23 protein-coding genes and 1 pseudogene are annotated in these 25,241 nt (G+C 74.5%); 13 read left to right on the top strand and 11 right to left on the bottom strand.

Features of this window, described 5'->3' with window-relative positions; all coding sequences use genetic code 11:
- The first annotated feature begins 39 nt into the window (after nt 1-39).
- A complete protein-coding gene (locus FKN01_RS30560) occupies nt 40-921 on the top strand; it encodes an SDR family oxidoreductase (protein ID WP_143625902.1) in 882 nt (293 codons plus the stop codon).
- Nucleotides 922-970: 49 nt separating this feature from the next.
- Nucleotides 971-2,443 carry an aminotransferase class I/II-fold pyridoxal phosphate-dependent enzyme gene (locus FKN01_RS30555; RefSeq protein ID WP_143625901.1) on the top strand — a complete coding sequence of 491 codons (1,473 nt, stop codon included), beginning with the start codon at nt 971-973 and terminating at the stop codon, nt 2,441-2,443.
- A gap of 58 nt (nt 2,444-2,501) precedes the next feature.
- Here FKN01_RS30555 and FKN01_RS30550 read toward each other — a convergent pair whose 3' ends face one another.
- Nucleotides 2,502-3,605 (bottom strand): glutamate--cysteine ligase, encoded by a 1,104-nt coding sequence (locus FKN01_RS30550; RefSeq protein ID WP_143625900.1) that lies wholly within the window; start codon nt 3,603-3,605, stop codon nt 2,502-2,504.
- A gap of 124 nt (nt 3,606-3,729) precedes the next feature.
- On the bottom strand, nt 3,730-4,869 hold the full coding sequence (locus FKN01_RS30545; protein WP_143625899.1) for a PAS domain-containing protein: 1,140 nt from the start codon (nt 4,867-4,869) through the stop codon (nt 3,730-3,732).
- A gap of 115 nt (nt 4,870-4,984) precedes the next feature.
- On the opposite strand from FKN01_RS30545, the gene FKN01_RS30540 reads away from it, so the two are divergent.
- Entirely contained in the window at nt 4,985-5,692 is a 708-nt protein-coding gene (locus tag FKN01_RS30540; protein ID WP_143625898.1) for a GAF and ANTAR domain-containing protein, read from the top strand.
- A 22-nt stretch (nt 5,693-5,714) separates the two neighbouring features.
- Here FKN01_RS30540 and FKN01_RS30535 read toward each other — a convergent pair whose 3' ends face one another.
- Together FKN01_RS30535 and FKN01_RS30530 are read right to left on the bottom strand one after the other, a co-directional pair.
- Nucleotides 5,715-6,263, bottom strand: coding sequence for a hypothetical protein (locus tag FKN01_RS30535; RefSeq protein ID WP_260697082.1), 549 nt, complete (start codon nt 6,261-6,263; stop codon nt 5,715-5,717).
- 63 nt (nt 6,264-6,326) lie between these two features.
- Nucleotides 6,327-7,298, bottom strand: coding sequence for an iron-containing redox enzyme family protein (locus tag FKN01_RS30530; protein WP_143625897.1), 972 nt, complete (start codon nt 7,296-7,298; stop codon nt 6,327-6,329).
- 239 nt (nt 7,299-7,537) lie between these two features.
- On the opposite strand from FKN01_RS30530, the gene FKN01_RS30525 reads away from it, so the two are divergent.
- Nucleotides 7,538-8,095 carry a type 1 glutamine amidotransferase domain-containing protein gene (locus tag FKN01_RS30525; protein WP_143625896.1) on the top strand — a complete coding sequence of 186 codons (558 nt, stop codon included), beginning with the start codon at nt 7,538-7,540 and terminating at the stop codon, nt 8,093-8,095.
- Nucleotides 8,096-8,163: 68 nt separating this feature from the next.
- Here the strand turns inward: FKN01_RS30525 and FKN01_RS30520 are convergent, their stop codons facing one another.
- From FKN01_RS30520 to FKN01_RS30510, 3 genes are all read right to left on the bottom strand, one after another.
- A complete protein-coding gene (locus FKN01_RS30520) occupies nt 8,164-8,997 on the bottom strand; it encodes a class II glutamine amidotransferase (protein WP_143625895.1) in 834 nt (277 codons plus the stop codon).
- A 170-nt stretch (nt 8,998-9,167) separates the two neighbouring features.
- Nucleotides 9,168-9,566, bottom strand: a complete 399-nt coding sequence (locus FKN01_RS30515; protein ID WP_260697081.1) for a YrdB family protein — start codon at nt 9,564-9,566, stop codon at nt 9,168-9,170.
- A gap of 42 nt (nt 9,567-9,608) precedes the next feature.
- Complete coding sequence (locus FKN01_RS30510) at nt 9,609-10,934, bottom strand: APC family permease (protein WP_143625894.1); 1,326 nt, start codon at nt 10,932-10,934, stop codon at nt 9,609-9,611.
- 214 nt (nt 10,935-11,148) lie between these two features.
- On the opposite strand from FKN01_RS30510, the gene FKN01_RS30505 reads away from it, so the two are divergent.
- From FKN01_RS30505 to FKN01_RS30465, 9 genes are all read left to right on the top strand, one after another.
- A complete protein-coding gene (locus FKN01_RS30505) occupies nt 11,149-13,425 on the top strand; it encodes a catalase (RefSeq protein ID WP_143625893.1) in 2,277 nt (758 codons plus the stop codon).
- 86 nt (nt 13,426-13,511) lie between these two features.
- On the top strand, nt 13,512-13,700 hold the full coding sequence (locus tag FKN01_RS30500; RefSeq protein WP_143625892.1) for a hypothetical protein: 189 nt from the start codon (nt 13,512-13,514) through the stop codon (nt 13,698-13,700).
- A gap of 111 nt (nt 13,701-13,811) precedes the next feature.
- Nucleotides 13,812-14,282: a DUF5709 domain-containing protein gene (locus FKN01_RS30495; RefSeq protein ID WP_143625891.1), complete on the top strand. Its 471-nt coding sequence runs from the start codon at nt 13,812-13,814 to the stop codon at nt 14,280-14,282.
- Between the two features lie 51 nt (nt 14,283-14,333).
- Entirely contained in the window at nt 14,334-15,506 is a 1,173-nt protein-coding gene (locus FKN01_RS30490) for an aromatic acid exporter family protein (protein WP_260697080.1), read from the top strand.
- A gap of 9 nt (nt 15,507-15,515) precedes the next feature.
- Nucleotides 15,516-17,984 (top strand): molybdopterin oxidoreductase family protein, encoded by a 2,469-nt coding sequence (locus FKN01_RS30485; RefSeq protein WP_143625890.1) that lies wholly within the window; start codon nt 15,516-15,518, stop codon nt 17,982-17,984.
- Nucleotides 17,981-18,463, top strand: coding sequence for a hypothetical protein (locus FKN01_RS30480; protein ID WP_143625889.1), 483 nt, complete (start codon nt 17,981-17,983; stop codon nt 18,461-18,463). Before FKN01_RS30485 ends, FKN01_RS30480 begins: the two co-directional genes overlap by 4 nt.
- A 116-nt stretch (nt 18,464-18,579) precedes the next feature.
- Nucleotides 18,580-19,344, top strand: coding sequence for a VOC family protein (locus FKN01_RS30475; protein ID WP_143625888.1), 765 nt, complete (start codon nt 18,580-18,582; stop codon nt 19,342-19,344).
- Nucleotides 19,345-19,667: 323 nt separating this feature from the next.
- On the top strand, nt 19,668-20,948 hold the full coding sequence (locus FKN01_RS30470; RefSeq protein WP_260697079.1) for an MFS transporter: 1,281 nt from the start codon (nt 19,668-19,670) through the stop codon (nt 20,946-20,948).
- A 310-nt stretch (nt 20,949-21,258) separates the two neighbouring features.
- Nucleotides 21,259-22,065 carry a SigB/SigF/SigG family RNA polymerase sigma factor gene (locus FKN01_RS30465; RefSeq protein ID WP_143625886.1) on the top strand — a complete coding sequence of 269 codons (807 nt, stop codon included), beginning with the start codon at nt 21,259-21,261 and terminating at the stop codon, nt 22,063-22,065.
- Here the strand turns inward: FKN01_RS30465 and FKN01_RS30460 are convergent.
- From FKN01_RS30460 to FKN01_RS30445, 4 genes and pseudogenes are all read right to left on the bottom strand, one after another.
- Complete coding sequence (locus FKN01_RS30460) at nt 22,053-22,970, bottom strand: glycosyltransferase family 2 protein (RefSeq protein WP_143625885.1); 918 nt, start codon at nt 22,968-22,970, stop codon at nt 22,053-22,055. The two genes, FKN01_RS30465 and FKN01_RS30460, sit on opposite strands and share 13 nt — an antisense overlap.
- Nucleotides 22,967-23,878, bottom strand: coding sequence for a glycosyltransferase family 2 protein (locus FKN01_RS30455; RefSeq protein ID WP_143625884.1), 912 nt, complete (start codon nt 23,876-23,878; stop codon nt 22,967-22,969). Before FKN01_RS30455 ends, FKN01_RS30460 begins: the two co-directional genes overlap by 4 nt.
- Nucleotides 23,871-24,878: a glycosyltransferase family 9 protein gene (locus tag FKN01_RS30450; protein WP_260697078.1), complete on the bottom strand. Its 1,008-nt coding sequence runs from the start codon at nt 24,876-24,878 to the stop codon at nt 23,871-23,873. The genes FKN01_RS30455 and FKN01_RS30450 overlap by 8 nt, the downstream gene beginning before the upstream one ends.
- 5 nt (nt 24,879-24,883) lie before the next feature.
- A pseudogene (locus FKN01_RS30445) lies at nt 24,884-25,241 on the bottom strand (hypothetical protein); the annotation flags it as partial.

The following is a 25,241-nucleotide window of genomic DNA, read 5'->3' as shown; positions in this document are numbered from 1 at the left end:
CCGGTCCGCCCCTCACGACCAGTAACGGAAGAAGGCACCATGAGCACACCCGGCCAGGACCCCACCGAGCGCTTCCCGAAGCCCGACTTCCCGCAGCAGGGACAGGAACACCCCGGCTGGACCGGGCCGATGGACCCGCCGCCCGACCACGGCGAGGACTCCTACCGGGGCCATGGGCTCCTGAAGGACCGCAAGGCCGTGGTGACGGGGGGCGACTCCGGTATCGGCCGCGCCGTCGCGCTGGCGTTCGCCCGCGAGGGGGCGGACGTGCTGATCACCCACCTCGACACCGAGGAGGACGAGGCCCGGGAGACGGCCCGGCTGGTCGAGGAGGCGGGCCGGCGGGCGCTGACCGAGGCGTGCGACATCCGGGACGAGAAGCAGTGCCGTGCGCTGATCGGCAGCGCCGTTCAGGAGTTCGGGCGCATCGACGTCCTCGTCAACAACGCCGCGTACCAGATGGCACAGCCCGACGGGATCTCCGCGATCTCCACGGAGCAGTTCGACCGGGTGCTGCGGACCAACCTGTACGGGATGTTCTGGCTGTGCAAGATGGCCCTGCCGCACATCCCGGCGGGCGGGTCGATCATCAACACCACGTCGGTGCAGGCGTACAAGCCGAGTCCGCACCTGCTGGACTACGCCATGACCAAGGGCGCCATCGTGACGTTCACCCAGGGCCTGGCCCAGATGCTGGCGTCCGACGGCATCCGGGTGAACGCCGTGGCGCCCGGCCCGGTGTGGACGCCGCTGATCCCGGCGACGCTGCCGGACACGAAGGAGTTCGGGAAGCAGAGCCCGCTGGGGCGGCCCGCCCAGCCCGCCGAGATGGCTCCGGCGTACGTGTTCCTCGCCTCCGGCAACGCGAGTTACATCACCGGGGAGATCGTCAACGCGACCGGCGGCACGCCGCTCCCCTAGGACGTACGGCGTACGGATTGACGGGGTGGACGACGGGAAGGCGGCGGACATGCCGAAGAATCATCAGGAAGCACCCGTTCTCGACGCCCTGGCCGCCTACCGGCAGCGGGGTGAGCTGGGGTTCACGCCCCCGGGACACAAGCAGGCCCGGGGCGCGGCGCCGGAGGTCAGGGCCGTGCTGGGCGACGCCGTGTTCCTCGGCGACGTCCTGGCCAGCGGCGGGCTGGACGACCGACGGATGAAGTCCGGGGTGCTGCAGCGCGCGGAGGTCCTGATGGCCGACGCCGTGCACGCGGAGCACGCGTTCTTCTCGACGTGCGGCAGCTCCCTGTCGGTCAAGGCGGCGATGCTGAGCGTCGCCGCGCACGGCCAGAAGCTCCTGGTGGGGCGGGACGCCCACAAGGCGGTGATCTCCGGGCTCATCCTCTCCGGCATCCGGCCGGTGTGGGTCGAGCCGCAGTGGGACACCGAACGCCACCTCGCGCATCCACCGTCCGCGCAGGCGTACGAGCGGGCGTTCGAGGAGCATCCGGACGCGAAGGGCGCCCTGGTCACGAGCCCCACGCCGTACGGCGTGGCGGCGGATCTGCGGGCCATCGCCGAGGTGTGCCACCGGCGCTCCCGTCCGCTCGTGGTCGACGAGGCGTGGGGCGCGCATCTGCCGTTCCATCCGGACCTGCCGACCTGGGCGATGGACGCCGGCGCGGACGTCTGCGTGACCAGCATCCACAAGATGGGCAGCGGCCTGGAGCAGGGGTCGGTGTTCCACCTGCGGGGCGACCTGATCGACCACGACACACTGGCCTCCCGGGCCGACCTGCTGGGGACGACGAGCCCTTCCGTCCTGCTGTACGCGGGCATGGACGGCTGGCGGCGCCAGATGGTGCTGGAGGGGCACACGCTGATGTCGCGCGCCCTCGGCCTCGCCGCCTCGGTGCGCGAGGAGATCGAGTCGATCGACGGCATGCACGTCAACGATCGCGACGACTTCTGCGGTCCGGGCGCCGGCTCCGAGTTCGACCCGCTGCCGGTGGTCATCGACATCGCGGAGCTCGGGGTCTCCGGCTACCGGGCGGCGGACTGGCTGCGCGAACACCACCACCTGGACGCGCATCTGATGGACCACCGGCGCGTCAGCGCCCAGCTCACCCACGCCGACGACGCCGAGACGGCGAAGCGCCTGATGACGGCCCTGCGCGACCTCGCCCGGCAGGCCCCGTCGCTGCCCCGGGGGCCGGAGGTGGCGATTCCGGCACCGCCGGAGCTGCGGATGGACCAGGCGACGCTGCCGCGCGACGCCTACTTCACGGAGACGGAGGACGTCCCGGTGGAGCAGGCCGTGGGGCGCGTCGCCGCCGAGATGATCACGCCGTACCCCCCGGGCATCCCGGTGGTGCTGCCCGGTGAGCGGCTGACCGAGCCGGTGCTGCGCTATCTCCTGACCGGTCTGGAGGCGGGGATGAACCTGCCGGACCCGGCGGACCCCGAGCTGCACACCGTGCGGGTCTGCGCGGACTGCTGAGCGCCCGGCGCGCGACGGCCTCCCGTTCCCCCGGGGCGGGGGGCCGTCGCGCGCCGTCTCACCCGCGTGTGCGGCTGACGCACTCGGTGACGGCGTCGTGGAGGCTGCTCGTGCGGGCGAGCGCCTCACGCTGGATCCGCGCACCGGTGCCGGTCTTCAGGACCCGCTCGATCCCCTCCCGCGCCGCCGCCAGGTCCCCGCTGTCCTCCAGCGCGTCGCGCACATGGGTGAGGAGGGCGTGCACCACGGCGGGGGCGGGGGCGGGGCGCATCGTGGCGGGGTGCAGCAGCTCCCCCTCCAGACCCGCGCGGCCGGCCTGCCAGGCGGCCATGCGCAGCAGTCCCACCCCGTACGGCTGTGGCGGATCGCCTGCCCGCCAGGCCCGGGCGGCCGTGTCGACCAGGCCGCGCACCAGCGTGGCGAGCAGCGCCGCGTCGGCGGGGTCGAGGCAGACGTCCGCGACCCTGACCTCGACCGTGGGATAGCGGTGCGAGAGCCGGGCGTCGAAGTAGATCATGCCCTTGTCCCTCAGGACGCCCGTGCCGACGAGGGCTTCGACCTCGTCGTGGTAACGGCGCGCGGAGCCGAACAGTTCCATCGGCCCGGCCGAGGGCCAGCGGCCCCAGACCCGGCTGCGGTAGCTGCTGTACGCGGTGTCCTTGCCCTGCCAGAAGGGCGAGTTGGAGCTCAGCGCGAGCAGCACCGCGAGCCAGGGGCGGATGCGGTCCAGGACCGCGACGCCCTCCTCGTCCGACTCCACGGAGACGTGCACATGGCAGCCGCAGGTCAGCTGCTCCTGCGTGGTCAGCCCGAACCTGTCGGCCAGCCAGCGGTACCGTTCGCCCTCGCCGATGGACGGGCTGACGGGCAGCGGGGAGGTGGCGAGCGCGGCCACCGCTCCCCCGGCCTCGGCGGCACTGCGGGCGGCCTCCGCCCGCCAGCGCAGGATCTCGTCCGCGAGTTCCCCCATGTCCGCGCGCGGCTCGGTGGCGAACTCCAGCTGCTGGCGGTGCAGCTCCTGCTCGAAGGCCGAGTCGCCTTCGGCGCGCCGCTCGGCCAGGGCCAGGACGGCCGTCGACAGCGCCCTGGGGTCGCCGCTCCGTTCGTCGACGAGCAGCAGCTCCTCCTCGACACCCACAGTCCGCACCATCATGTCCTCCATGCTCGATCGGCCGGGGGCGGGCCCTCACGTGCCGAGGTGCCTTCCACCCTCCCCCACTTCGCCGTGTGCCACCTCACGGCGCCGGCACCCCTGACCGGTCGGCCTTTCTCGGCGCGCCGTCCGCTCAGCGCGTCCGGGGACCGCCCGCACCGCCCCGCCGCGCGACGACGGCCATGTGGCCGGCCGCGATCTCCGCGGCGGCGGCCTCCAGCAGCGAGAACGGCGGTCCGGCCCCGCCCCGGAGCAGGGTCAGCGCCCCCAGCACCGCCGGGCCCTCGGGCGCGGTCAGCGCCACGGAGAGCAGGGCCGTGCCTTCCGCGCGGACCATGAGCGGCACGCCGGCCTCGTCCGCCCCCAGCCTGTCCAGGTCGTCCGTCAGCTGTTCCACCACCGCCGCGCCGGAGGCCAGCACCTCGGCGGCCACGGGGCAGGCGCGCGGGTCCTGCCGGAGGAACGCCTTCTCCAGCCCTTCGTCGTCGGGCGCCGGAGGGCCGTGGACCGCGATCCGTACCGGCTCGTCCGGGGGCCCCAGGTCGAGCAGCGCCCAGTCCGCGAGGCCGTCGCGCAGGAGCCCCGCCACGGCACCGAGGGCCGCCGCGGAAGGCTCGCGGTCCAGGAGGGCCCGGGCGGTGCGGTCCAGGAGGCCGGTCAGCTCGGCCTGGCGTACGACCGCCGAGGGGCCGGGCCGGTCAGCGGCCCGGCCGGCGGTGCGGGGGCCCGGCGCCGGTCCCGGTGCGAGCACGACGAGCACGTCCCGCCCCCGCTCCCCCGGCGCGTCGATCCCGGTGAGTGTGGCGTACAGCGGGCCGTCCGGCAGTCCGGGGATGCGGACCGGGAGGCTGCGGCCTCCCCCGCCTGCGGCCACGGCCGCCGCGTGGGCGCGGAGGGCGGCCCGGTCGGCGGGGCGCAGGAGCGCGGCGAGGGGCCGCCCCGCGGCGTACCCCGGATGGAGCCCGGTCAGCTCGGCGGCGGCCGGGTTGAGGCGGCGCACCACGGTCTGCCCGTCGGTCAGGACGACGGGCCACGGCAGGTGGTCGAAGACGGCCTTGAACGGGTACGGTGCCGCCCTCCCGCCCGGTGTCCGGGGCGGTCCCTGCGAGGCCTCCGCCCGGCGCAGGGTCTCGATCGCGTGGTCCAGCTCCGCGAGGGCCGCGTCGAGCAGGACCGGGTATTCGGCGGGAGGATGGTCCCGGGCCGCGCGCAGTTCCCGGGCGCGGGCGACGAGGTCCTGAAGACCGCTCTCGCCCTCCGGTGGCCCGTTCATACGACGAAGCTAGCCGATCACCGGTGCCGCGGCGCCGACCGGCGCGGCGGGTCCCGTTCCGTTCCGCTTCGGCGGGGCCGGAACGCTCCCGGGAAGGCGGAAGGTGACGCGGCCGATGACCACGGTGACCGATGACGCGGCCGTGGCGCCGTGGCTCGTCGGGCTCGGCCGGCGGGCGATGCGCTGTTCGGCCGGGTGCCGGGGCGCGACGGTGTTTCTGCGGTGCCCCGGTGGGGAAGGGCACAGCGCTGCGACCCACCCGGATCTCGCGGTCCTGGCAGCGCTGCAGGAGGAGACCGGCGCGGGGCCCGGTGTCGAGGCCGCCCGCTCCCTGCGGACGGTCGAGGCCGCCGATCTCGTCGCCGACGCGCGGTGGCCGGATTTCCGGGTGGCGGCGCTGGAACGGGGTCTGCGCGCCTGTGCGGCGGTGCCGGCCATGGCGGAGGGCGTCACGACGACGGTCACCCTGTACGCGTTTCGGCCGTGGCGGCTGACGGCGGCGGCCCGGGCGGCGGTCGTGGTGCTGGCCGAGGAGACGGTCGGCGGCCTGCTGCGCGAGCAGGCCCGGACCGGGGCCGAGGCGGAGGCGGAGCAGCTGCGGACGGCGATGGTGTCGCGGGCCGTGATCGACCAGGCCATCGGCATCGTGACGCACCTGCTGGACTGCGCCCCGGACCGGGCGTTCGACGTCCTGCGCGCGCTCTCCCAGCGTACGAACCGCAAGCTGAGCGCCGTCGCGGCAGAGCTTGTACGGGCGAGGGGCCGGGGCAGCACGCGTGAGCTGCGCCGGCTGCTGGGCGAGGTGCGGGCGGACGGAGCCTAGGGCCGGGTCCGGCCGTATCCCGTCAGCTGGAGGGCGTGGTGTATTCGGCTCCTCCGGCCTTCTTCATGCAGGCGTCCTCCCAGGCGATCAGACTGAGCATCTGGTCGTGCAGGCCCAGGTAGTGGTCCATGACTATGGTCCAGCCGCGCTTCTTGAACACCGCTTCCACCTCGCGGACCGTGCCGTCCGGTGCCTTTCGCGCGTCACGCTTCTTGGTCTCTGTCCATCCTCGGCCGGTCAGCGCGGCAGCGAGGGCGTTGGTCTGGTGCAGGTCCAGTGTGGAGGCGGCTGCGTCGAACGACTTGTAGATGACGGAGCACGCGCCCAGGGGGCTGGACGAGCCGGCGTTTTCGGCCGCCCATTTCGGGTCGTTCGGCTGCGCCCCCGTGTCCTTGGTGACACCGTCCAGTACCAGGCGCATCTTGGCCTTGGTGATCGGACCGGAGTCCTCCGGCCTCGGGGCGGCCGCGGCCGCCCCGTTCCCGCCCGGGTCATGGCCGCCGCCCCCGCCGCCGGTCACGCCGCGCAACCCCGCCGCCGGGCCGGCGGCGGCCCACCCCACCCTGTTCACGCGTACCCCCCAGTGCGCGGGGGACCTGCCCCCCGTGATCGGAAGAGTGTGCCACGAGGTGGCTCACCCCGCGGCGGCGCCCCAGTCCCTCAGGAGCCGGTCGCCGAGGCGGTCCTCCAGGAAGCCGGTGGCGTCGATGCCGAAGACGATGTCCGCCTCCAGGCCGGGTTCGTCGTCCAGCAGCCCCCGTACGACGTCGTGCCGGACGACCTGCTCGTGCACCGCGTCCGCCTCGACGTGTTCGGTGTAGAAGAACTCGGCGGCGGGCCCAGCGCCCGCCCGTTTCATGGCGAGCGCGAGGCGGCGGGAGGCGGGCGACGAGGTGATCTCGACGGCGGCGAAGTGACCGACCAGGGCGCCGCGCAGCCGCCGGTGCAGGCCGAACAGGGACATGAGGTTGACGAGGGCCAGCATCTCGGAGTGGCCGTCGTCCAGATAGTGGCCGTACGCCGTCTCCAGGCCCAGGTCCGCCATGAGGTCGGCGAAGAGCCGGGCGTGGACGCGGTCGGCGCGGCCGGCGCCGAACTCGTCGTACTCGATCGCGGCCATGCCCGCCTTGGCGCGCCCGCTGAGCCGGGGCAGCACCCAGGCGTGCGGGTCGGCCTCCTTCAGGTGGTAAAGGGAGCGCTGGGCGGCGTAGGCCCGCAGCCGGTCCGGTGTGGCGTGTTCCTGGAGGAAGTGCGACACGCCCGTGCCGTCGACCGGCTCCACGAGCAGCGCGTCCAGGGTGTCGTCCAGGCCGGCCCCCGGCGGGACGTCCCGGCGCAGCGCGGACTCGAAGCGGCGCTCCAGGGCCGCCCTGACCGCCAGCAGTGAGGGGTCCCATTCCAGGGCCGGGTCCACCCCCTCGAAGCCCCGGTAGTGGAGCTCGTAGCAGACGTACAGGGCGAGCTGGAGGTCGTCCCCGTAGGGCTCGGCCGCGTCGGCCAGGGACGGGCCGGGCAGGAGGCCCTCTCCCCGGAGGTGGGCGACGACCGCCGCCGAGAGCTCGCCGCGGGCCCGGGGAAGCCCGGGTCCGCCCGTCCGACCGGCCATGTTGCCTCTCCTCGTCGTCTCTCCCCGTACGTTTCGCTCGGCACCCGGCCCGGTACCCCGCGTCCGGCGCGTCAACCGCCGGGGTGCCGCTCTCCCACCATGGGGGTCCGCCGCCGACGCCGCGACAGCACGGCGGGCGGTGCGGATGAATGAGCGCGCCCGGGCGGGGAACCCAGAGGCTGCGACCCGGAAGCCACGTCACCGGGCGTGTTCCCCGTAGGACGGAAGGACGGCAGAACATGAGCGACAACGGCAGCAAGGGCAGGGTGCTGGCCATCGTCACCAACTACGGCGTGGAGCAGGACGAACTCGTCGTGCCGCTCGGCCATCTGCGCGAGCGCGGGGTGCGGGTCGATGTCGCCGCCCTGGAGAAGGACGACATCCAGACGCTCGTCGGCGACAAGGACCCCGGCACGTCCGTACGCGCCGATCTCGCACTGGAGGACGTCGACCCGGCCGGCTACGACCTGCTGCTCGTCCCGGGAGGCACCCTGAACGCCGACACGCTGCGGCTCCAGGGCCCGGCCTGTGACATCGTGCGGTCGTTCACCGGCTCCGGGCGCCCCGTGGCGGCCATCTGCCACGGGCCGTGGGTGCTGGTGGAGACCGGCAGCGTCAAGGGCAAGCGGCTCACCTCGTACGCCTCGTTGCGGACCGACGTGCGCAACGCCGGCGGTGACTGGGTGGACGAGCCGGTCGTGACCGACGAGTCCGGCGGCTGGAAGCTCATCACCTCGCGCAACCCGGGCGACCTGGACCCGTTCCTCAAGGAGGTCGACGCCGCGCTCGCCGCCTGAGGCACTCGCGCGCAGGAGGCCGCCCGGCGATCCGGCCGGGCGGCCTCCGCACGGGTGCCGGGGGGTCTTCACACGGGTTCGGGCGCGAAGGGCCGGAGCTCCTCCTCGCCCGGCTGCACGACCCCGTAGCTGCTCTCCGGCACCTCTTTCCACACGCCGGGCAGTCCGCCCAGGGGTTCCGACACCACCAGCCGGGTGCTGTCGGACACGCCCCGCAGGAAGTCCAGGTCGGGGTGGAGGGCTCGCACGGTCTCGGCCCTGCTGCTGTAGAACAGCGAACGCGACTTCCCGAGACTCGAATAGCGGAACGACCACAGCCGTTCGCCGTCGGACACCGCGACGGTCATCTGGAGCGGGTGCTCCACGCCCTCTTCGCGGCCCACGCGTTCGATCAGCCCGGCCATCCGGGCCACGGCACCCGGCACGTCCTGGTCGAGCCCGAACGTCAGCGCGAGATAGAACATCACCTCGGAGTCCGTGGACCCTTCCAGGGCCGAGAACAGCGCCGGGTCGAGCGCCAGGGAGAGATCGCGCCGCAGCCGGTGGAAGTCCGCGATCGCGCCGTTGTGCATCCACATCCAGCGGCCGTGCCGGAAGGGATGGCAGTTGGTCTGCTGGATGGCGGTTCCCGTCGACGCCCGCACATGGGCGAAGAACAGCGGCGAGCGGATGTGGCTCGCGATCTCCCGGAGGTTGCGGTTGTTCCAGGCGGGTCCGGTGTCGCGGATGATCGCGGGAGTCTCCTGCTCGGGGCCGTACCAGCCGACCCCGAAGCCGTCCCCGTTGGTCGTCTCCACGCCCATGGTGGAGTGCAGGCTCTGGTCGATGAGCGAGTGCTCCGGCTTGTAGAGGATATCGCTGAGCACGACACTCGTGCCGGAATAGGCCAGCCATCGGCACATGTGCGGCCGTCCCTTCCCGGGCGGCGGGCAGGAGCCGCTGCGAACGCGCCGGTCAAGCTTTTGCGGGCCTCGGCCCCTGGGGCGCCCGGTCGTCGTCGTTATGTCCACGCTACCGACTTCACGGGTCGGCTGCCCGGCCGCGCCCGGGGGAAACCCCGCGGTGCGGCCTTCTACGGGGCGGCGGGCCGGCGCCGGAAGGTCTCCGCCAGGACCGTGTTGACCACGACGACGACGCCCAGCACCGCCGCGGCGGCCGGGTGCCCGACCCCGTACAGCGCGAGGGCCCCGCCGCCGAGCACCAGGGCCTTGACCGCCAGGACCCCTGCGAGCGGCGGGCGGAAGCGGGCGCGCGGTGCGGCGAACAGCGCCCACAGCACGACGGCCGCGACGACCACGGCGGTGCCGAGGACTACCCGGACCGCCAGGGTGTCCGCCAGGGAGAAGCCCCACCAAAAGAGGCAGCCGAGCGCCACCACCTCCAGGAGGAACGCGAGCAGTTCGTTCGCCGCCCACCAGGGCCGCCCGGCCGTGGACGCAAGCACCGGATCGTCCGCAGGTCTGTCGTGCACCGCTCCCCCTCGTCGTCGGACACAGCGTACTGACCGGGTGGTTCAGCGGGCGCGGCGCAGTCGGAATGCCGCGACGGCGCCGAGGGCGGCGCCCACGGCGAGCACCAGGAGGCCCCGCAGCCAGACGTCGCCTTCGATCTGTGTCGCGAGCCCGACGCAGGAGGCGGCACCGAGGACGGGCACGACGGCCGGGGCCTTGAAGTGCCCGGGGCGTCCGGGGTCGCGGCGCAGCACGAGCAGCGACGTGTTGACGAGGAAGAAGACCACGAGGAGCAGGAGCACGAGGGTCGAGGCGAGCGTGGAGACGTCGCCGGTCAGCGCGAGCAGCAGGGAGAGGGCGGTCGTCGCGGCGATCGCCGCCCACGGGGTACGGCGGCCCGGGAGCACAGCCGTCAGAAAGCGCGGCAGCAGCCCGTCGCGGGCCATGCCGTAGGCCAGGCGCGAGGACATGATGCCGGTCAGGAGCGCGCCGTTGGCCACGGCCACCAGTGCGATCGCGCTGAACAGCCAGGTGGGCACACCGCCCGCGGTGCGGACGACTTCGAGCAGCGGCCCGCTGGACTCGGCCAGCTTGCGGGTCGGCACGGCGGCCGCGGCGGCGGCGCCGACCAGTGCGTAGACGGCGCCGGCGGTGATCAGCGCGCCGAAGAGCGCCCTCGGGTAGGAGCGGCGGGGGTCACGCGTCTCCTCGGCCACGTTGACGGAGGTCTCGAAGCCGACGAAGGAGTAGTACGCGAGGACCGCGCCGCTCAGGACCGCCAGGACGGGTCCTTCGCTCTCGGTGCCGAGGTCGGTGAGCCGGCCCAGGTCCCCGTCGCCGCGCAGCACGATCCAGCAGCCGAGTCCGATCACCAGCAGCAGGCCGCTCACCTCGATGACGGTGGCGACGGCGTTGGCGCGGGTCGACTCGCTGATGCCCCGGGCGTTGAGCAGCGCGAGGGCCGTCAGGAAGACGACGGTCACCAGGACCAGCGGAAGCGTGACGAACTCGGAGAGGTAGTCACCGGCGAACCCCCGGGCCAGGGCCGCCACCGACACCACCCCGGCCGCGAGCATGCAGAAGCCGGCGACGAACCCGGTGAAGGGCCCGTAGGCGAGGGTCGCGTAGTGGGAGGCGCCTCCCGCGCGCGGGTACTTCGTGGCCAGTTCGGCGTACGAGGCGGCGGTCAGCAGCGCCAGGCACAGGGCCACCAGGAGGGGCACCCAGACGGCGCCGCCGGAATCGGCCGCTACTTCGCCGACCAGGACGTAGACGCCGGCGCCGAGGACGTCTCCGAGGATGAAGAAGTAGAGCAGCGGGGTGGTGAGGTCCTTCTTGAGGCTCGTCGGGGCGTCCGGGCTCTCGGGCGTGGATCGGTGGGCTTTCACGGGGCCCGTATACCCGGTGCGTTCCCCCGCAGACGGCCGGGAGGCGGCCGGACGGCGGCGTGTCGCTCGTTGGAACGGGGAGCCGGGGCGGATGGCGCAACCGATGTGTCCGGCCGGGGGCCAGGGGGTACGCGTGGTCGGGCGATGCCGTCGCCAGCGCGTGCCGAACACTCCGCGCACGGCACTGCCCTTCCCCCCGCGAGATTGGAATCCAGTGAGCGAGAAGAAGAACCCCGTGTCGGCCGCCGCGGAGAAGATCGCCGGCAAGGTCCAGGACGCCGTCAGCCCCGGCAACGAGATCCCCGGGGCCCCCGGCCCCGAGCCCGCCCAGGTCGACGAGCCCACGCAGCCGCGCGGGCCGCTGCCGCCCAAGCACGACCAGCGCGGTCCCGAGACCATGAGCCCGACCGGGCAGCCGACCGGCGCCGGGCAGGACCGGGTGGCCCAGAGCGGCCCCTACCTGACCACCGCGCAGGGCGCCCGGCTGTACGACACCGACCACTCGCTGAAGGCCGGTCCCCGGGGCCCGGTGCTGCTCCAGGACCACCACCTGCGGGAGAAGATCACCCACTTCGACCACGAGCGCATCCCGGAGCGGGTGGTGCACGCCCGCGGTGCCGCCGCCCACGGTGTCTTCCGCGCGTACGGGTCGGCGGCGGGCATCACGAAGGCCGCGTTCCTCGCCGAGGGCGCCGAGACGCCGGTCTTCGTCCGCTTCTCCACCGTGCTCGGCTCACGCGGTTCCGCCGACACGGTGCGCGACACCCGGGGCTTCGCGACGAAGTTCTACACCGGCGAGGGCGTCTTCGACCTGGTCGGCAACAACATCCCGGTGTTCTTCATCCAGGACGCGATCAAGTTCCCCGACATCATCCACGCGGGCAAGCCGCACCCGGACCGGGAGATCCCGCAGGCGCAGAGCGCCCACGACACGTTCTGGGACTTCGTCACCCTGCACACCGAGGCGACCCACCACACCCTGTGGAACATGTCGGACCGGGGCATTCCGCGTTCGTACCGGATGATGGAGGGCTTCGGCGTCCACACCTTCCGGCTGGTCAACGCCGAAGGCGCGACCACGCTGGTGAAGTTCCACTGGAAGCCGAAACTGGGCGTGCACTCGCAGGTGTGGGAGGAGGCCCAGATCACGGCCGGCATGGACCCGGACTTCCACCGCCGGGACCTGGCCGACGCGATCGAGGCGGGCGCCTTCCCCCAGTGGGAGCTGGGTGTGCAGACGTTCCCCGACACCGAGGACCAGATGTTCGAGGGCATCGACCTGCTCGACCCGACGAAGATCGTTCCGGAGGAGCTGGCGCCGGTCAAGCCGATCGGGCTGATGACGCTGAACGCCAACCCCTCGAACTACTTCGCCGAGACGGAGCAGGTCGCCTTCCACGTCGGGCACCTGGTGCCCGGCATCGACGTCACCAACGACGCGCTGATGCAGGGGCGCCTCTTCTCGTACGTCGACACCCAGATCACCCGGCTCGGCGGCCCCAACTTCGCCCAGCTGCCGATCAACCGCACGCACGCGCCGGTCAACGACATGCTGCGCGACGGGATGCACCAGACGGCGGTGCACCGGGGCGTGGCACCGTACCGGCCCAACTCCCTGGACGGCGGCTGCCCGTTCACCGCCGGGGCGGACACCGGTGCCTACATCGAGGTGCCCGTCGAGGTCCCGGCGGCCCGGAAGGTGCGGGACGCGGCGGCCTCGTTCGACGACCACTTCAGCCAGGCCCGGCTGTTCTGGCTCAGCATGACGCCCACGGAGCGGGAGCACATCGCCGCCGCGTACACCTTCGAGCTCGGCAAGTGCTGGGACCAGGCGGTCAAGGAGCGCGGACTCAGGGTGCTCGCCAACATCGACCCCGAGCTGTGCGCGCACGTCGCCGAGGGGCTGGGCCTGCCGGCACCCGGGGCGACCGAGCCGCTGGCCTCGCCCGAGCCCAGTCCCGCCCTGTCCCAGCTGGGCCGCACCTGGCCGGTCGACGGGCGGATCGTCGGCATCGTCACCGACGGCGAGACCGGCCTGGACGCCGTGCGCGAGGCACGCGGCGCCGTCCTCGACGCCGGGATGGTCCCCCTGGTGATCGCGCCCTCGGGCGGCGAGCTGGGCTCCGCGAGCGACCCGCTCACCGTGCAGCGCACCTTCACCACGGCCCGGTCGATCGAGTTCGACGCGATCGTGCTGGCGGGGGCTCCGGCGCCGGCCCCGGACGCGTACGGGGCCCGTGACGCCAAGACCGACGACGGGGCCCGCTCCACCGGTGTGGACCCGCGCGTCCTGCTGCTGGTCACCGAGGCGTTCCGGCACGGCAAGGCCCTGGGGGCCTGCGGTGACGGGGCGACGGTGCTGGAGAAGGCCGGCCTGGCCCCGGACGCCCCGGGCGTCGTGTCGGGCGGGGCCGCGTCCACGGTGCTGGACGGCATCACGGAACTCCTCGCGGGCCACCGCGCCTGGGACCGCTTCACGCCCGCGCTCTGACACCGCGCCGGGCCGGCGCGCGTAGCCGGCCCGGCGCGGGGCACGCGCGGGGAGACCGGGAGACCGGAACAGACACGAGGAGACGCATGAACCACCAGGACCGAGAGCACGAGCAGCCGCCCCGGACCGCCGCCGAGGAGGTCGTCCGGGAAGCGGAGGAGGCCGGGACGGACGTGGCCGGCACCCGTGAGCGGCACGGCGGGGACAGCGAGGCCGGCGATGCGCTGACCCCGAACGAAGAGGCCCAGGAGGACGCGGACCAGCCGCGCCCATAGGGTGACAAAAGGCGTGTTTTCCCCGTGCCCGGAAGGGCACTCGCAGGATGCGAAGGGCGGCCGCCCACGGCCGCCCGGGCATTCGTGACGCCTCCGACGGAAGGACGAATCATGCCGACAGAGGCACGTGGCGACGACGTCTACCAGCCGCAGGACGACGGCCAGGACCCGCCCAACGACGACCTCGACCTGGAGAACACGCTGGGCGAGCGTGGTCTGGACGACCAGATGCAGGAGGGCTACTCGCCGCCCGAGCGCCCCCTCGGCGTCGACAAGTACGGCACGACGGGCGAGGAGGAACGCCGCGGCGAATCCCTCGACCAGCGTCTGGCCCAGGAGGTCGAGGACGTCCGGCCGCCGGACGGCGACGGCATCGGCGACCTGGACGACGGCGAGGGCGAACCGCTGGAGCCGGAGGGGGGCGAGACCCGCTCGGGGCGGCTCAGCGCGGCGGACGAGGTGCCGGGACGGCGCACCGACGTCTACGCCGACGACGTGGGCATCGACGGCGGCGCGGCCTCGGCCGAGGAGGCCGCCGTGCACACCACGGACGAGGAGGCGGACCAGGGGCGCGAGGGCTGAGCCCCTCGGGTCCGGCCGCCTCGGCTCATTCGCGTACAGGGAGGGTTGTCGGTGCTGGGGAACGGGAAGACCGTCGGCCGCGGGACGGCGGCCGTGCGGGAGCGGCTTGAGGCGCTGGCCTCCGGCATACGCTTCCCCGACCGGTACCAGCTGGTGCAGTCCCTGAAGGCCGCTGCCGCGGCCGCCCTCGCCTGGGCGCTCACGGGGTGGTGGCTGGCGGCGCCGATGGCGCTGATGGCCCCGTGGGCCGCCGTCGCCCTGGTGCAGGGGACCGTCTACCGGTCCCTGCGCTCGGCGGTCGAACTGCTCGCGATGATGGCCTGCGGCACGCTGTTCGCCGCGGGCGCGGCGGCCGTCACCGGCGACACCATGGCGGCCATGCTGATCGCCCTGCCGCTCACCGTGCTCCTCGGCAACTGGCTGCCGGTCGGCGACCAGGGCCTGTACGCGCCCACCACCGCCCTGTTCGTGCTGGCCTACGGGACCTATTCGCTGCCCGACGTCGGCCACCGGCTCCTGGAGACACTGGTGGGGGCCGTCGTCGGGATCGCGGTGAACGCGATCGTCCTGCCGCCGGTGCACTCGCTGCACGTGCGGACCCTCGCCTGTGCGCTCCCGAGGGACTGTTCCCGGCTGCTGCGCGACCTGAGCGAGGGCATGACCGGGGAGTACGACGAGGAGCGGGCGGAGAGCTGGCACCGGGCGGCCGGAGAACTGCCCGGCGCGCTCTCCGACCTGCGTGCGGCGCGCGGCTGGGCGACGGAGAGCTTCCGCTTCAACCCCGGGCACCGGATGCGCCGCAGCACCCCTTCCCCCTCCGAGCGGTGGGACGTCGTCTGGGCGCAGGTGGTGAACCGGCTGCTGGGGCTGACCCTGACGCTCTGGGAGACCGCGTCGGAGCGGCGCGGTCTGCCCCGTCCGCCGGCCCCGTCCCTGGAGGACCTGAGCGCTGTCGCGGCAGCCGCTTCGGAAGTCTGCGCCACCGACGCGACGATCATGGAACAGGGCCCGGACGACGACTGCCTGGCACAGCGCGCGCACCATCTCACCGCGGCCCGGAACGCCCTGGCCGAGGCCAAAGGGCATCTGCGTGGGCCCGGCCTGGACGCCGGCGCCTCGCTCGGCAGCCTGGTGGCCGGCTGCCAGGCCCTGCTGGACGACCTGACACCCGGCGAGGACGGCTCGGCGCTTCTCGCCGGCGGCGCCCGCACCGGCCGGATCTGAGGAGTACGCATGACACGCACGGACCGCATCGCCCAGCCCTGGGGCACCCGGACCCCCTACGGGCCCGGTGAGCCCTGGCCCGTACGGGTGGACACCCGGCTCGCCGACGGGGTGACACCGGACCAGGTCGAGCGGTGGGTGCAGTCGGCGGCGATCCTGCACTCCAACGGGGACGGGCTCGACATCGCCGTGAAGGACGGCCGGATCGTCGGGGTGCGCGGGCGGGCGGAGGACCGGGTCAACCACGGCCGGCTCGACCCGAAGGACCTCTTCGGCTGGCAGGCCAACGGCTCCCCCGACCGGCTGACCCGCCCGCTGGTGCGCGACGGGGACGGCCGGCTCGTCGAGAGCGACTGGGACACCGCGATGGACCGGGTGGTGCGGCGCACGAAGGAGCTCCTGGACGAGCAGGGGCCGTCGGCGGTGGGGTTCTACACCTCGGGCCAGCTCTTCGCGGAGGAGTACTACACGCTGACGCTCATCGCCCGGGGCGGCATCGGCACCAACCACCTGGACGGCAACACCCGGCTGTGCACGTCCACGGCCGCCGAGGCCCTGAAGGAGTCGTTCGGCAGCGACGGGCAGCCCGGCTCGTACGCCGACATCGACCACGCGGACACGATCGCGCTGTTCGGGCACAACATGGCGGAGACGCAGACCGTGCTGTGGGCGCGGGTGCTGGACCGGCTGGCCGGGCCGAACCCGCCGGCCGTGGTCTGCGTCGATCCGCGCCCCACCCCGGTGGCGCGGGCGGCGACCGTGCACCTGGCGCCCCGGCCGGGGACCAACGTGGCCCTGATGAACGGGCTGCTGCGGGAGATCGTGGAGAACGGCTGGACCGACCAGGACTACCTGGACCGCAACACCGTCGGCTTCGACGAGCTGAAGAAGCGGCTGGACGCCTACACGCCCGAGCATGTCGCGGACATCTGCGGGGTCCCCGCCGAGCGGCTCCGGGAGGCCGCCCGCCTGCTGGGCACGGCCGAGCGGCTGCTGTCGACGGTGCTCCAGGGCTTCTACCAGTCCCACCAGGCCACCGCGGCCTCGGTCCAGGTGAACAACCTGCACCTGGTACGGGGCATGCTCGGCAAGCCGGGCTGCGGGATTCTCCAGATGAACGGTCAGCCGACGGCGCAGAACACCCGCGAGTGCGGTGCCAACGGCGACATGCCGGGGTTCCGCAACTGGGAGAACGACGCCCACATGGCGGAGCTCACCCGCCTGTGGAATCTGGACCCCCTCCGGGTGCCGCACTACGGCCCGCCCACGCACGCGATGCAGATGTTCCGGTACGTGGAGGAGGGCTCCATCCGGATGCTGTGGGTCAGCGGCACCAACCCGGCGGTGTCGCTGCCGGAGCTGCGGCGCATCCGCTCGGTGCTCGCGCAGGAACGGCTGTTCCTCGTCGTCCAGGACGCCTTCCTGACCGAGACGGCGCAGCTGGCCGACGTGGTGCTGCCGGCGGCGGTCTGGGGCGAGAAGACGGGCACCTTCACCAACGCGGACCGCACGGTGCACCTGTCCGAGAAGGCGGTCGAGCCGCCCGGGCAGGCCCGGCCGGACCTGGACATCTTCTGCGACTTCGCGCGCCGGCTGGGGCTGCGGGACAAGGACGGCGGCCCGCTGGTCCCGTGGAGCGACCCGGAGGCGGCGTTCGAGGGCTGGAAGGAGTGCAGCCGGGGCCGTCCGTGCGACTACACGGGCATCACGTACGCGAAGCTGCGCGGCGGGAGCGGCATCCAGTGGCCGTGCGACGAGCGGCATCCGTACGGTACGGAGCGGCTGTACGCGGACGGCGCGTTCTGGAGCGACCCGGACTACTGCGAGAGCTACGGGCGGGACCTGGTGACCGGGGCGCCGCTGGAGGAGACCGAGTACCGGGCGATGAACCCGTCGGCGAAGGCGGTCATCAAGGCGGCCGAGTATCTGCCGCCGCACGAACCGCCCGGCGAGGAGTATCCGTTCTCGCTGATCACCGGGCGGACGCTCTACCACTTCCACACCCGGACCAAGACCGCGCGGGCCCCCCAGCTCCAGGCCGCCGCTCCCGAGGTGTGGGTGGAGGTCTGCGCCGATGACGCGGCGGCGCACGGCATCGAGGAGGGCGATCTGGTGGAGGTGGCGACCCCGCGCGGCACGGTCCGTGCGGCGGCACGCGTCAGCGGCATCCGGGCCGGGGTGCTGTTCCTGCCGTTCCACTACGGCTACTGGGACACCGACGGCGGGTTCGAGCCGAAGGACGGCGGGCGCGCCGGGAACGAGCTGACGCCCACCGAGTGGGACCCGGTCTCCAAGCAGCCGCTGTTCAAGACCGCCGCCGCCCGGCTGCGCCGGCTCGGGCCCACCGGCTCCCCCGCCCCGGCACCGACCACCACCGCGTCCGCCCCGGTCGCCGGTGCGGCCGTGCCCGCGACCGCGGGAGGCGGCGCGGGCGGGGCGGACGAAAAGCCGTACGCGTCCCGGGAGGAGATCCGATGAAGCTGGACCTGGTCCTCAAGGAGGTGCACCACGGGGAGAACGCGCTCGCGGTGCGGCTGATGCGGCTCTCCAGCACGCACGCCACCGACCACGAGGTGCACCATGTGGCCCGCGACCTGGCCGCCTGGTCGCGGCAGCACGTGAGGGAACTGGCCGGGGCGGCAGCCGATCACGGGATCGACCTCTCCCCCGAGCCGAAGGAGGAGTCCACGGCAGCGGCCTGGCTGCGGGAGAAGGGCGGCGAGCTCGTCGGACGGCGTCCCGGGACCGGCCTGCTGCTCCTGCGGGATCTGCGCGACACCTATCTGAAGGCGGCGGCCGTCTCCGTGGACTGGGAGCTGCTGGCCCAGACCGCCCAGGCCGCCGGCGATCAGGAACTGCTCGGCCTGACCGAACGCTGCCACCCGCAGACCCTGCGCCAGCAGCGCTGGACGAACGCCATGATCAAGGTGGTCTCGCCGCAGGTACTGACGAGCTGACCGGCTCCCCGGCCGCCGGCCCGGTGCGGAATCGGGTGCGGGCGCCGGGGCGAGCGCGTGCGCGGGCCGGGGCGCGGGCGCATCGTTCTAGAGGGCCCCCGGCGAAGGAGCGCCGCATGCCGAGTCTCGACTGGAAGACACCCGTGGCGGGCGCGCCCTGCTGGGTGAGCCTCACGACCCACGACCCGCCGGCCGCGCGGGCTTTCTACGGCCGGGTGATGGGCTGGGAATTCCACGCCAGCAGCCTCGGTGAAGACTTCGTACTGGCGCGTGCGCACGGCAGGGCGATCGCCGGCCTGGGGCGCTGCCCGGGCACCGGCGGTCCGCCCCCGGCCTGGATTCCGTACTTCGCCGTGCCGGGCGCGGACGGTACGGCCGACCGCGTCCGGGAGCGCGGTGCCACGCTCGCCGTGGGTCCGCTGCCGCTGGGCGACGGGCGGGCGGCGATCGCCGCCGACCGGGAGGGGGCCGTCTTCGGCTTCTGGGAGGGCCCGGCACCCGTCTGGGCGGAGGGGCCCCGCGCCCCGGCCAGGGTGGACCTCCAGTCGCGCCACGCCCTGGAGGCGGCCATCTTCTACGCGGAGGTCTTCGGCTGGGCGAGGCCGCACAGCCGGTGCGCCGTCGAGTACGCGGAGGACCGGGTGTTCGTGAGGGCGGGCGGACACACGGTGGTGACGCTGCGCGGCGGCGGGGTGGAGGACGCCCCGGACCCCCGGGTACGGGCGCGCTGGATCGTGGACTTCCTGGTGCCCGACAGCGGGCGGGCGGCCGAGGCAGCGGTGGCCGCCGGGGGCGAGGCCACGCCGGTGGACGGGGTGCCGGGGACCGCGTTCGTGCTGCGCGATCCGGAGGGCGCGCTCTTCACGGTCTCGGACCGCTGACGGGTTGTGTGAGGAAACCCACCAGCGCGCGAAATCCCTTGCGGTGACTGGGATCCGGGCGGTTGGGAGGCCGGCGGGCGGGCGCCTCGGCCGGTGGCTGGGCGGGATATTTGTGAAGATGAGACGCGCCGGCGGGCAGTGGCCCGCCGGCCCTTCGCAGCCGAGGCGTTACCGAGACACCGTTCCGTGATCCGACGCGTGCTGCTCCACCGCCCCCGTCGGAAATGTGCTCCCCCGTGCCTCCTGCCGCCTCCGTTCCCGAGTCCGCCCGGAAGACGCGCCGCCGGGGCAGCAGCCCCTGGCGATGCCTGGCCGTTCCCAGCATGCGCTGGTGGTCCGCCGCCAACCTGGTGTCGAACACCGGCGCGTGGATGCAGCTCACCGTGCAGAATCTGCTGGTGCTCCAGATCACCGGTTCGGCCGCGGCGACGGGGCTGTCCCTGGCCGTCCAGGCCGGTCCCGGACTGCTGCTCGGTGTCTTCGGCGGCGCCGTGGTGGACCGCTGGCCGCTCAAGGTCACGGCCGCGGTCAGTCAGGCGGTCCTCGCCGTGATCGCGTTCTCGACGGCCGCCCTGTTCGGGGCCGGACTGCTGAACATGCCGGTGCTGCTCGGCCTCGCGGCGGTCACCGGCATCGTCAACACCATCGACGGGCCCGCGACCTCGCTCCTGGGCAACGACCTCGTGCCCCGGACGGACGTGCCCTCGGCCATCGCGCTCGGTTCGATGGTGCACAGCGCCGGCCGGCTCGCCGGGACCGCGCTGGCGGCGGTGGCCGTCGGGACGCTCGGCACCGGGTCGGCGTACGTGGTCAACGGCATCTCCTTCCTCTGCGTCACCGCGGTGATCCCCTTCCTGCGGCCCGCCGGGGAGGCGGCGCCGGTCCGGCGGGCGTCCCGCGAGAAGCGCCCCGCCCCGGCGAAACGCGCACCGGCCGGCGGGGACGCCCGGGCCGGGGTGGCCTACTTCCTCGGGAAGCCGGGGCTGGTCGCCCTGGCCGGGATCACCGCGGTGAGTTCGGTCTTCGGCCGGAACTACCAGCTGACGCTCGCCGTGCTGGTCATCGGCCCGCTCGGCGCCGACGAGAGCGACTTCGGCACGGTCTCCACCGTGCTGGCCGTCGGCGGCATCCTGGGCGCCGTGGTCGCCGGGCGGCTGCGCAACCCGACCGTGCGGCTGGTGGGCGTCCTCGCCGCGTGCGGCGGGCTCCTCCAGGTCGCGGCGGGCCTCGCCCCCGGGCTCATGGTGCTCGTCGCGCTGGTCGTCCCCATGGCCGTCGTGGAGTCCGTGTCCGACACGGCCGGGTCGACCGTGCTCCAGACCGAGCCCGAGCCCGAGATGCGTGGCCGGGTGCTCGGCGTCTGGCGCAGCGCGAGCACCGGGTGGCAGCTGGCGGGGCCGCCGCTGCTCGGACTGCTGGTCGAGTTCGCGGGCGCCCGGGGCGCGCTGGTCGCCGGCGGGCTGCTGATCGCGGGTGCCATCGCGGCCGGCGGGCTGCGCGGTCGCGCGGTGGCCCGGGAGGCGGCCGGGGCGGTCCGCCCCGCCCCGCCCCAGGAGCCGGCGGCGGCCCCGGCGCCCGTGCCCGCCCTGACGCCGGCCGCCTGATCCGGACGTGTCGCGGCGGTCACCGCGGGCACCGGCACCGATGCCGGCAGTGCCCGGTCCGGTGCCCGCCGCCGGGACGCCCCTCCCCCGCACCTGTGAGGCGGTGGCCGCCCGTCGAGGAGGCGGCGCGCGGACTGCCGGCCTCCTGGCCGGGCTCGTGCTCCCCGCATGTTTGAGGCGGCCCTGTCCGGGAATGGGCCAGGGGTGCTTCGGACAGGAGGCGCGCCCGTGGGAGCTCCGCTCCGGGTGCCGCCTGCCCGGCGGAGGCTTCCACGGCGGTCCCGACAGGCGACGCCGAGGAGTGAAGACCATGGCCGGTGCCCGGCAGACTGCCCCCGCACGACACGAGGACGCAGCGGCGAAGACGTCGGCCTTCCACCGCCTGCGCGCCCTGCCCGACGGCCCCGAGAAGGACGAACTGCGCCGCGAGACCGTCTGCGCGTGGCTGCCCATGGCCCACCGGCTGGCCTCGCGCTTCCGCGACCGCGGTGAGCCGCTGGACGATCTGCGCCAGGTGGCCGCGATCGGCCTCGTCAAGGCGGTGGACCGGTACGACCCCGAACGCGGCAAGGCCTTCGAGACGTACGCCATCCCCACCGTGGTCGGCGAGCTCAAGCGCCACTTCCGCGACCACACCTGGGACGTCCATGTGCCGCGACGGGTCCAGGACCTGCGCAACCAGGTGCGGATCGCCCGGCGCGACCTCGCCCAGGCACCGGGCGGACGACTGCCCACCGAGGCGGAGATCGGGGCCGCGACAGGGCTCTGCGCCGAGGACGTCCGGGCCGGACTGGAGGCCCTGGACAGCTACCGCACGCTGTCGCTGGACGCCGAGGTGCCCCGGGCCGAGGACGGGTCGTGCCTCGCCGACACCCTGGGCCTGTGCGACCACGCCCTGGACGTCGCGGTCGACCGCGAAGCCGTCAAGCCGGGGCTGCGCGGCCTGCCGGAGCGTGAGCGCACCATCCTCTACCTGCGGTTCTTCCGCGACATGACGCAGGACCGGATCGCCGAGAAGCTCGGCATCTCGCAGATGCACGTCTCCCGGCTGATCGCCCAGTGCTGCGAGGAGGTGCGCAGGCAGGCGCTCCAGGAGGCGGCCGGTCAGCCGACGTAGCGCCGCGCGGTCCCCTGCCGCTGGGCGCGTTCCAGGGCCGCCAGCCGCCGTTCGATGTCCGCCGGCACGGGCCTGCGCTGGCGCAGCACCCAGGGCAGGCCCCGGCCGGCCTGGGCGAAGGCGCGCAGCGAGGCCCGGTCCCTGGGAACGGTGGCCAGCAGGTAGAGGGTGCGGCGGAGCGCGGAGCCGGCCGGGCGGCGCAGCCAGGTGAACCAGAGCGTGTTGCGCAGTCCGAGCACGCGCCGGGCGGTGCTGTCGCGGACGGTGGACGCGGCGTGGTGGATGACCATCTCGGGGACGTACGCGAGCCACCATCCGGCGCGCATCAGGTCGGTGGCCATCAGCTCCTCCTCGCCGCCGAGCCAGAGCCCGGGGTGGAAGCCGCCCGCCTCGCGGAACGCCTCGGTGCGCATCACGGTCGCCGCCGCCAGGAACGAGCCGATCGCGGGGCCGGGCAGCCAGGACGGGCCGGTGAGCGGCGAGTCGCGGAGCTCGGCGACCACGGGGTCGTCCTCGCCCGCGGGCTCGACGACGATCCGCGCGGTGACGGCCGCCAGCCGCTCGTGCGCGTCGAGCCGGTCGGCCGCGACGCGCAGGGCGCCCGGGTCCCACCAGGTGTCGTCGTCGCAGAACGCCACGTACGGGGTACGGACCTGGCGGACGGCGAGGTTCCGGCCGACGGCGCCCAGGTTCCGGCCGGGGGTGAGCAGCCGCACGTCCGGAAATTCCCGGGCGACGGCCTCGGCCGTGCCGTCCCCGGAGGCGTTGTCCGTGACGATGACGGCGGGCCGCTCCGGGAGCCGGCTCAGCAGGCGCAGGGTGCGCAGCAGCTCGGCACGGCGGTCGCGGGTGATGATCACCACCGTGACGCGGGGATCGGGGGCGGGCGGGGCGCCGGGGCTCATCGGTCGTCTCCGTTCGGCGGGGCGCTCTCCAGGAGCCGGATCTGGCGCTCGACCCAGGGCGGCAGCTCGCTGCGCCGGTGCAGGGCCGCGGGGAGCCGGGCCAGGGCTTGGCGCAGGGCGCGTCCGGCGCCGGGCCGGCCGCGGGCGCAGGCACCGGCCAGCCGGGCGGTCTCGCGCAGGGCGACCGGCAGGGGCCGTCTCAGCCAGGCCGTGAGGAGCGTGTTGCGGAGCACGGCGACGGTGCGGCCGGGCCGCTCCCCCGGGTCGGGCCGGTGGTGGGCGACCAGGCCGGGTTCGTAGACGACGCCCCAGCCCGCCGCCGTGAGGTCGTAGGCGAGCAGGGTCTCCTCCGCGCCGAAGAAGAGGAGGCTGTGGTAGCCGCCCGCGTCGAGGAACGCGGAGCGGCGGACCACCGCCGCGCATCCGAGGAAGCCCAGCACCGGCGTTCCGGGCAGGTCCGCGCGGCCGGGGAGCGGCGAGGCGGCGAGGACCCGGTTGAGCGGGTCCGGTTCGCCCGTGGGGTGCACCAGGGTGCGGGAGGCCAGCAGGCCCAGCTTCGGGTAACTGTCGAAGAGGGCTTCCGCGGCCCGCAGGGCGCCCGGCTCCCACCAGGAGTCGTCGTCGCTGAAGGCCACGTAGGGGGTGGTGGCCCGGCGCGCGGCGAGGTTGCGGCCGAGGGCGCCGGTGTTGCGGCCCGGGGAGAGCAGCCGGGCACCTCCGGGGTGGCGCCGTACCGCTTCGGCGGTGCCGTCCGTCGATCCGTTGTCGACCACGAGGACGGGCGGTCGCTCCGGCAGGGCGGCCAGCCGGTCCAGGGTTCTGAGCAGGCTCTCCCGGCGGTTGCGCGTGATGATCGCGACGGTGGTCCTGCCCTGGCGCCCGGCCGGTTCCCGGGCGTGCTCAGCCATGCCCGGCCGCCTCCTTCGCCGCCCCGCCCCGGTGCAGGGCGGCCAGGGCGCTGCCCAGCACCTCGTCGACGGTGATGCGCAGGAGCAGCGGGTCGGGGGTGGCGGCGTGGGGGTCGCCGGGCGGGCCGGGGTGCCGGAGAGCGGTGTGCCGGCGGTCCGGCGGCGGGCCCCAGAGCGAGGGTGCGACCGGGCCGAACAGGGTGACGGACCGGGTGGCGTGCGCGTAGGCGAGGTGGGCGGGCCCGGTGTCGCCGCTGACGAGGAGCGCGGCGTGGGCGACGAGGGCGGAGAGGGCGTCGAAGGTGAGGGTGCCCGCGAGCACGTCGGCGGGGCCGAGGCCGGCGCGTCGGGCGATCGCGGCGCACAGCTCCTCCTCGCCCGGGCCGCCGCTGACGACGACGCGGTGTCCGGCGTCCCGGAGCGCCGCCGCGACGGCCGCGTACCGCTCGGCGGGCCAGCGGCGCGCGGGGGCGTCGGCGCCCGGGTGGAGGACGACGGCGCCCGGTGCCGGGGAGGGCGCGGCGGGCGGCGGTACGCGGACGTCCGCGGGGTCGGCGGGGATGCCGTACGCGGTCAGGAAGCGGCACCAGCGCAGCCGTTCGTGCTCGTCGCGCCGCCAGCGGGGCGGGTCGGGGTGGTCCGCCTCGGGGCGGGCGAAGGAGAGCGTCCGGCCGGGTCCGAGGGCGGCGAGGGCGTCGTGGCTCAGGGGCCCGTTGCCGTGCAGGTCGATGGCGACGGCGGGCGGCGGGCCGGGCCAGTGGTCCAGGGCGGGTACCTGGCGGCCGTTCTCGGGCGTGGCGAAGTGGACGTCCACGGTTCCGGTCGCCCGGACCGCCGCCGCCAGGCTGCCCGGTGCGGCGAGCACCGTCTCGCACTCCGGGAAGGCGCGCCGTACGCCCCGCAGCGCCGGCACCGCGGCGAGCAGGTCGCCGAGGCCGAGGGCGCGCAGGACGAGGACGGCGGGGCGGTCGCCCGAGGGGGCCGGGCGGGTCTCGGCCACCGGGCTCACCGCCGGGTGGGGGCGCCGGGGCGGCCGGCGGCCCGCTCGGCCAGGCGGGTGCTGGAGCGTCCGTCGAGGTAGGGCAGGAGCACCACCTGTCCGCCCCAGCTCTCCACGAGGGCGGTCTCGGGGAGGTCGGTGAGCGCGTAGTCGCCGCCCTTGGCCCAGATGTCCGGGCGCAGTTCGTCCAGGAGGCGTTCGGGGGTGTCCTCCTCGAAGACGGCGACGGCGTCCACGCAGTCGAGTGCCAGCAGGACGCGGGCCCGGTCGTCGGCCGGCCCCCCCGGCCCGGCCCCCCCCCGGGGGGGGCGGGCGGGGGGGGGGGGGGGGGGGCCGCCGCCCCCGCCGGCGCCCCGCCCGCCG

The sequence above is a fragment of the Streptomyces sp. 130 genome (genome assembly GCF_007096885.1).
In the GTDB taxonomy this organism is placed as follows: Bacteria; Actinomycetota; Actinomycetes; order Streptomycetales; family Streptomycetaceae; genus Streptomyces.
The sequence above is the reverse complement of the archived record's forward strand: the minus strand, read 5'-3'. Positions and strand labels throughout refer to the sequence as shown.